The organism is Pseudarthrobacter sp. 902506025 (assembly GCF_040702325.1).
Taxonomy (GTDB): domain Bacteria; phylum Actinomycetota; class Actinomycetes; order Actinomycetales; family Micrococcaceae; genus Arthrobacter.
In genome coordinates, this window is the sequence record NZ_JBFBKW010000014.1 from 93070 (window position 1) to 101099 (window position 8030).

The 8030-nt window shown below is 65.1% G+C and carries 3 protein-coding genes; all 3 read left to right on the forward strand.

What is annotated here, in order from left to right:
* The first annotated feature begins 131 nt into the window (after positions 1-131).
* From AB0280_RS20005 to AB0280_RS20015, 3 genes are read left to right on the forward strand one after another with little or no spacing between them, the layout of a single operon-like run.
* Positions 132-2174, forward strand: coding sequence for an alpha-1,4-glucan--maltose-1-phosphate maltosyltransferase (locus AB0280_RS20005; RefSeq protein ID WP_307488084.1), 2043 nt, complete (start codon positions 132-134; stop codon positions 2172-2174).
* The gene (gene treS / locus AB0280_RS20010; RefSeq protein ID WP_275180835.1) at positions 2171-3964 is read left to right on the forward strand and encodes a maltose alpha-D-glucosyltransferase; all 1794 of its coding nucleotides are present in this window, start codon (positions 2171-2173) and stop codon (positions 3962-3964) included. Before AB0280_RS20005 ends, treS begins: the two co-directional genes overlap by 4 nt.
* Position 3965: 1 nt before the next feature.
* Entirely contained in the window at positions 3966-7664 is a 3699-nt protein-coding gene (locus AB0280_RS20015; protein ID WP_275180834.1) for a 1,4-alpha-glucan branching enzyme, read from the forward strand.
* Positions 7665-8030 lie beyond the last annotated feature (366 nt).

The window sequence follows — 8030 nt, forward strand, 5'->3', positions numbered from 1 at the left end:
AATGACAGGGGCATGAAGAAATTAGGCCGCGGCACGGCGATTTTAGGGAGCAGGCTTAGCAATCCGGGTCATTTCTCGCTAACGTCGAGCCTGTGACGACTAACTCAGGAACCAGTGCCGCATCCACCAAAATGCCCCAGCGCAGTATCACCGAGGACTTGCGGTTTGGGCGTTTTCCCATCACTGCCGTGCAGCCCGTCGTCGAGGGCGGCAAATTCCCGGCCAAGGCCCTGCCCGGCGAGGCCATTGTCGTGGGCGCCACCGCCTTCCGCGAGGGGCATGACCAGCTCGGCGTCAGCGCCGTGCTCCTTGACCCCTCCGGCGCCGAGCGCCAGCGCGTCCGGCTTGCGCCACCGCGCGGGGAACGTGGCATGGGCACGGACCGCTGGGAAGGCGTGCTCACGCCGTCGGAAACGGGGAACTGGTCTTTTGTCATCGAAGCCTGGCACGACCGCTACGGCACCTGGCACCACAACGCCGAAGTGAAGATCGACGCCGGAGTCGACGTCGAACTCATGCTCGCCGAAGGTGCCAAACTGCTGGGCGAAGCGTCCGCAGAGGACTTCCGGGACGAGGTGGACCGGGCAGCCCTGCGGCATGCCTCGGAGGTCCTGGGCGACCAGTCCCGCAGCACGGAGGAACGGCTTGGGGCCGGGTTCAGCCAGGAAGTCGCGGACATCGTGTCCCGCCAGCCCATCCGGGAACTCGTCACCCTTTCTGAAAAATACCCCCTCCTGGTGGAGCGGGACCGGGCCGGGCGGGGCGCCTGGTACGAGTTCTTCCCCCGGTCCGAAGGCGCCGTAAAGGACCACAACACCGGCGCCTGGACGTCAGGTAACTTCCGTACCGCCGCCAAACGGCTGGACGCCGTGGCAGCCATGGGCTTCGACGTCCTCTACATGCCGCCCATCCACCCCATCGGCGTGCAGTTCCGCAAGGGACCCAACAACACCCTGGTGGCCGGCCCCAATGATCCCGGCTCACCCTGGGCCATCGGAGCCAAGGAAGGTGGCCACGACGCCATCCACCCCGACCTCGGATCCTTCGAGGACTTCGACGCCTTCGTGGCGCGTGCCAACGAACTGGGCCTGGAGGTAGCCCTGGACCTCGCACTCCAGGCCGCCCCGGACCACCCGTGGGTGCAGTCCCATCCGGAATGGTTCACCACCAGGGTGGACGGCAGCATTGCCTACGCCGAAAACCCGCCAAAGAAGTACCAGGACATCTTTCCGCTCAATTTCGATAATGATCCGGAAGGACTTTCCCGGGAAATTCTGCGGATCGTGCTGCTGTGGGTCAGCCACGGCGTAAAGATTTTCCGCGTGGATAATCCGCACACCAAACCCGTGTGGTTCTGGGAATGGCTCATTGCGGAAGTGGAAAAAGCCGAACCAGGTGTTGTGTTCCTGGCCGAAGCCTTTACCCGCCCGGCCATGATGCACGCCCTGGGCAGGGCCGGCTTCCAGCAGTCCTACACGTACTTCACGTGGCGCAACACCAAGAAGGAAATCGAGACCTACTTCGAGGAAGTCAGCCACGAATCACCGGCGTTCTTCCGGCCCAACTTCTTCGTCAACACCCCGGATATCCTCACGGAATACCTGCAGTACGGCGGACCGGCAGCGTTCCGGATCAGGGCTGTCCTGGCCGCCACCGGAAGCCCGCTCTGGGGCGTCTACGCCGGCTATGAACTGTACGAACACGTTGCCCGGCCCGGTGCGGAAGAGTACATCGACAACGAGAAGTTCGAGTACAAGGCCCGCGACTGGGACGCCGCCGCCGAGTCCGGACGCACGCTGGCCCCGTACATCACCCGGCTGAACCACATCCGGCGGGACCACCCCGCGCTGCTGGACCTGCAGAACCTCACGGTCCACCAGAGCACCGACGACTCCACTGTTGTCTACTCGAAGCACAAGACCCTTCCCGACGGCTCCAAGGACACCATCATCGTGGTGGTCAACGTGGACCCGCACGTCACCAAGGAGTGCAGCGTCTCCCTGGACCTGGCGGCCCTCGAACTGGACCCGCAGGACATCACCCCGGGCGGCGGCTTCTATGTGGATGACCTCATCTCCGGCCAAAGCTGGGAGTGGGGCGAGTTCAACTACGTGCGGCTTGATCCGCACGTGGAGCCCGCCCACATCCTGAGCGTGAGGAGAATGCATCAGTGAGTTTCAACCCGCAGAGTTCCGGCCACTTCACTCCCAAGAGCACGTTCGAGCTAAATGCGCCTGGCCTTCAGCATGACCCTCTGTGGTACCGCAAGGCAGTGTTCTATGAAGTACTGGTCCGGGCCTTTGCGGATGCCAACGGCGATGGGTCCGGGGATTTCTCCGGACTCATCGACCGGCTGGACTACCTCCAGTGGCTGGGCGTGGATTGCCTCTGGCTGCCCCCGTTCTTCCAGTCACCGCTGCGGGACGGCGGCTACGACATCTCCGACTACAACTCGGTCCTGGATGAATTCGGCACCATCAGCGACTTCAAGCGGCTCGTGGCAGAAGCGCATGCCCGCGGCGTCCGGGTAATCATCGACCTCCCGCTGAACCACACCTCCGACCAGCACCCCTGGTTCCAGGAATCCCGGAAGGACCCGGACGGTCCCTTCGGCGACTTCTACGTCTGGAGCGACACGGACGAGAAATACCAGGACGCACGCATCATCTTCGTTGACACGGAGGAATCGAACTGGACGTTCGATCCCATCCGCCGGCAGTTCTTCTGGCACCGGTTCTTCAGCCACCAGCCGGACCTGAACTTCGAAAATCCCAAGGTGATCGAGGCCGTCTTCGACGTTGTCCGGTTCTGGCTGGACCAGGGGATTGACGGTTTCCGCGCGGACGCCATTCCCTACCTCTTCGAGGAGGAGGGCACCAACTGCGAAAACCTTCCGGCCACCCACGAGTTCCTCCGCCGGCTGCGGGAAATGGTGGATGAACGCTATCCCGGCCGCGTGATCATCGCCGAAGCAAACCAGCCGCCCAACGAGGTGGTGGAATACTTCGGCACCGTCGATGAACCCGAGTGCCACATGGCGTTCCACTTCCCCATCATGCCCCGCCTCTACTACGCGCTGCGGGACCAAAAGGCGGCGCCCATCATCGAAACGATGCGCGACACCCCGGACATCCCCGAGGGCGCGCAATGGGGCACGTTCCTCCGCAACCACGACGAGCTGACCCTGGAAATGGTCACCGCCGATGAGCGTGCGGCAATGCTGGGCTGGTACGCCCCGGACCCGCGCATGCGGGCCAACATCGGCATCCGCCGCCGGCTGGCACCCCTGCTCGACAACTCGCGGGCCGAGATCGAACTGATCAACGCCCTCCTGCTCTCGCTTCCGGGCAGCCCGTTCCTGTACTACGGCGACGAGATCGGCATGGGGGACAACATCTGGCTGGAGGACCGCGATGCCGTCCGCACCCCCATGCAGTGGAACCCGGACCGGAACGCCGGCTTTTCCCATGCCGATCCCGGCAAGCTGTACCTGCCGCCCATCCAGTCCCTGGTGTACAACTACGCCATGGCCAACGTCGAAGCTGAGGCTGCCCACTCCGGGTCCCTGCTGCGCTGGACCCGGCAGATCCTCAGCGTCCGCAAGAACCACCCGGCGTTCGGACTGGGCGGCTTCAAGCATGTGGAAGCAGACCACGACGCCGTCCTGGCGTACCTGCGCGAACTGTCGGACACCAACCCTGCCGGGGCAGACGGCGAGACCATCCTGTGTGCCTTCAACCTCTCCCAGCATCCGGTCGCTGCCACGCTGCGGATCCCCGAATATGCAGGCCGGGGGCTCCGCGATGTGTTCGGCGGACAGATCTTCCCCGGCATCGGCGACGACGGCACCCTTACCCTGACCATCGGAAGCCACGATTTCTTCTGGCTTCGGATGCGCTCGGCGGGGTCGAACCCGTCCTCGCCGTACACCCAGGCCATGCCCATCCTGTCGATAGAGAACTGAGATGAACCAGCCAATCCTCACTCCCGCCCTCACCGCGCTGCTCAAGGAATGGCTGCCGCAGCAGCGTTGGTTCCCGGTCAAAACCCCCGATTTCGCCATCTCCCAGGCCGGCAGCCTGGGACTGGCGGACCCCAGCGGACACGCGGCGCTGGCCGTATTCCTCCTCAACGTCACCACCCAGGGGCCCGACGGCGGTCAGCGCACCGCCGTCGTCCAGGTTCCCTTGAGCTTCCGGCCGGCGCCGGCAGGGGGCATGGAGCGTGCGCTGGTGGGTGAAGCGGCAGGAATGGATCCCACCCGCCCCTGGGTGTACGACGCCGTCCACGACCCCGACTTCGTGGGCGCGTGGCTGGAGCTCATTCGGCAGGAAGGAAAGGCGGACAGCGGCACCGCGACGGGATTCCGCGTGGAAGGACCGTACCGCCTGCCCACGGCGAAGGGCGTCGTGAAGGTGCTCTCCGGTGAGCAGTCCAACAGTTCCGTCATTGTGGACGACGGCGAATCGGCCGCCATGGTGAAATTCTTCCGGGTCCTGTCGGACGGAACCAACCCGGAGATCGAGGTGGGAGCGGCCCTGACCAAGGCAGGGACGTCGGAAGTCCCCGCCACCCTCGGCTGGGTCCGGGGCGAGTGGCTGGGGCACGGCAACCACACCCCAACCGGCACCGGCCAAGCTACCCGGTACGTCCAGGGTGAGCTTGCGGTGGCCCACGAATTCCTCGCCGGTGGACGCGATGCCTGGCGGCTGGCGGTGGACGCAGCCCGCTCGGGCACGGACTTCACGGCGGAAGCAAGGGCCCTTGGCGCCGCCACCGCCACGGTGCACAAGCGCCTTGCGGAGGCCCTGGGGCAGTCGAGCGGGCCTGAACCCGGCAAGGGTGCAGGACCCGCCGTTGCCCAGCGCGTCCGGGCCGCCTGGGCGGAGGCGCGTGCCGCCGTCGGACCTTACGACGATGCCCTGGACGCCCTGCTGGCAAACCTGGACAAGGCACCCGAGGGGCCCCTCCAGCGCATCCACGGCGACCTGCACCTGGGCCAGATCCTCCAGGTCACCGGCCAGTCGGGCGACGGGTCCCGCTGGGCCATCCTCGACTTCGAGGGCGAGCCCCTGCGGCCCATCGCCGAACGGAACGTGCCGGACGTGCCCCTGCGCGACGTCGTCGGCATGCTGCGCTCCTTCGACTACGCCGCCGGCGCAGCCCAGCGCGAGCAGGAGGGTGCCCAGGTGCCGGACAGCTGGGTGGATGACTGCGCCGACGCCTTCCTGGCAGGGTACGCCGGGGTCATTCCTGGAACGGTGGACCAAACCTCGCCGCTGTTTGTGGCATTGTGGCTGGACAAGGCGCTGTACGAAGTTGTTTATGAAATGCGTAACAGGCCCGACTGGGTGGCGATTCCAGTAAACGCCGCCAGGCGGCTCCTGGGCAGTAACGGTGCCGGCGACTCCGCCGGTGCAGCATCGGAAGGTAACGAAATGACTGGCTCAGCACGAACTGACCGCCCGGGGGTGCCCCTGCACGTGGATGAAGGCACCCTGGGCAGGATCGCGAACGGTGAACACCACGCCCCCCACTCCGTCCTGGGCGCGCACCTGGACGACTATGGGCACGTCACCATCCGGACCGTGAAGCACCTCGCCGAAGCAGTCACCGTGGTCACCCGTGCCGGTGAAGTTCCCATGGAACACGAGGCCCACGGCGTGTGGGTTGCCGTCCTGGAACCGCTGGAGCAAGGGCACGTTCCCGACTACCGCCTCACGGTCGCCTACCCGGGCAAGGACCCGGTGACCGTTGACGAGCCCTACCGCTACCTGCCCACCGTGGGTGAAGTTGACCTCCACCTCATCGGTGAAGGCCGGCACGAGAAACTGTGGCAGGTGCTCGGCGCCCATGTCCGGCATTACAAGTCGGCGCTGGGAGACGTCAACGGTGTGTCCTTTGCCGTCTGGGCCCCCAACGCGCAGGCCGTCCGCGTCAAGGGTGACTTCAACGCCTGGGACGGACGGGAACACTCCATGCGCTCCCTGGGTTCCTCCGGCGTGTGGGAGGTCTTCATCCCCGGCGTCGCCGCGGGGGCCTGCTACAAGTACGAAATCCTGACCCGGGGCGGCTACTGGGTTGAAAAGGCCGACCCGCTGGCGTTCGGCACCGAAGTTCCCCCCTTGACCGCGTCCAGGGTGGTGGAACCCTCCTACGCGTTCAAGGACGAGGAATGGATGGAAGCGCGGGCCAAACGCGATCCCCACAACTCCGCCATGAGCGTGTACGAGGTGCACCTCGGATCCTGGCGCCTGGGCCTCGGCTACCGCGAGCTCGCCAAGGAACTGGTGGAGTACGTCAAGTGGCTGGGATTCACGCACGTGGAATTCATGCCCGTCGCAGAGCACCCGTTCGGGGGTTCCTGGGGTTACCAGGTCACCTCCTACTTCGCGCCCACATCCCGGTTCGGACACCCGGACGAGTTCCGCTACCTGGTGGACGCCCTCCACCAGGCAGGAATCGGCGTCCTGCTGGACTGGGTGCCCGCACACTTCCCGAAGGACGCCTGGGCCCTGGCCCGGTTTGACGGCGAGCCCCTGTACGAACACTCGGACCCGGCACTTGGCGAACACCCCGACTGGGGCACTCTGATCTTCGACTTCGGGCGCACCGAGGTCCGGAACTTCCTGGTGGCCAACGCCCTCTACTGGCTGGAGGAATTCCACATCGACGGCCTGCGCGTGGACGCGGTGGCCTCCATGCTCTACCTCGACTACTCACGCCAGGAAGGACAATGGCGGCCCAACCGCTTCGGCGGCAGGGAGAACCTCGAGGCCATCTCCTTCCTGCAGGAAGTCAACGCCACCGTCTACAAGACCCACCCCGGCGCCGTCATGATCGCGGAAGAATCCACGGCGTTCCCGGGCGTTACTGCGCCCACCAGCCACGGCGGCCTGGGCTTCGGCCTGAAGTGGAACATGGGCTGGATGCACGATTCCCTCAAGTACATCTCCGAGGACCCCTACAACCGCAGGTGGCACCACGGGACGGTGACGTTCTCCCTGGTCTACGCCTTCACGGAGAACTTCCTGCTGCCCATCAGCCACGACGAGGTTGTCCACGGCAAGGGCTCCATGCTCCGCAAGATGCCCGGTGACCGTTGGCAGCAGCTGGCGAACCTCCGGGCCTTCTTCGCCTACCAGTGGGCCCACCCCGGCAAGCAGCTCATCTTCATGGGCACCGAGTTCGGCCAGGAAGCCGAGTGGTCTGAACAGCACGGCCTGGACTGGTGGCTCGCCGACATCCCCGCACACAGGGGACTGCAGTTGCTCACCAAGGACCTCAACGAGCTGTACGCGTCCACCCCGGCGCTGTACACGCAGGACAATGTTCCGGCTGGTTTCCAGTGGATCAACGGTGGCGACGCGGACCGCAACGTCCTGTCCTTCATCAGGTGGGACGCCGACGGCAACCCGGTTGTCTGTGCCATCAACTTCTCCGGCGCCCCGCATGTCGGCTACACCCTGGGTGTCCCCACTGCCGGGGCCTGGACCGAGGTCCTGAACACCGACCACACCACCTACGGCGGATCCGGTGTACTGAACGACGGCGAGCTGAAGGCAGTGGACGAAGGACAGGATGGCCAGCCGGCGACGCTGACTGTCACGCTGCCTCCGCTCGGGGCGTCCTACTTCAAGCCGGGAGCATCAACGGCTGGCTGACCCCCACGGCGGTCATCCACGAAAGGCCCGGAATCCGCGTGATTCCGGGCCTTTCGGCTGCCTGCGGGACACCACGCGAGGGCCGACTGGCGATCCGGGAGGAGTGGTGGTAGAGTTTGTTTCCGCGCTGCTCCACGGAGTCAGACGGAAAACCGATCCCCCAAGCATATGCTGAGGATGGTCGCGGACGCCGGTTTGACACGCAGGAAGCCAGCCGGTAAGTTTGAAAAGTTGCTCCGGAGCGATCCTGAACGTTGGTTTGGGTGGTGCTGGGTGTGTCTGTTGTTTGAGAACTCAATAGTGTGCCAAGTTTGTTGATACCGATTATGTATGTAATTGGTTGAATTTGCCGAATCGTGCCGCCCC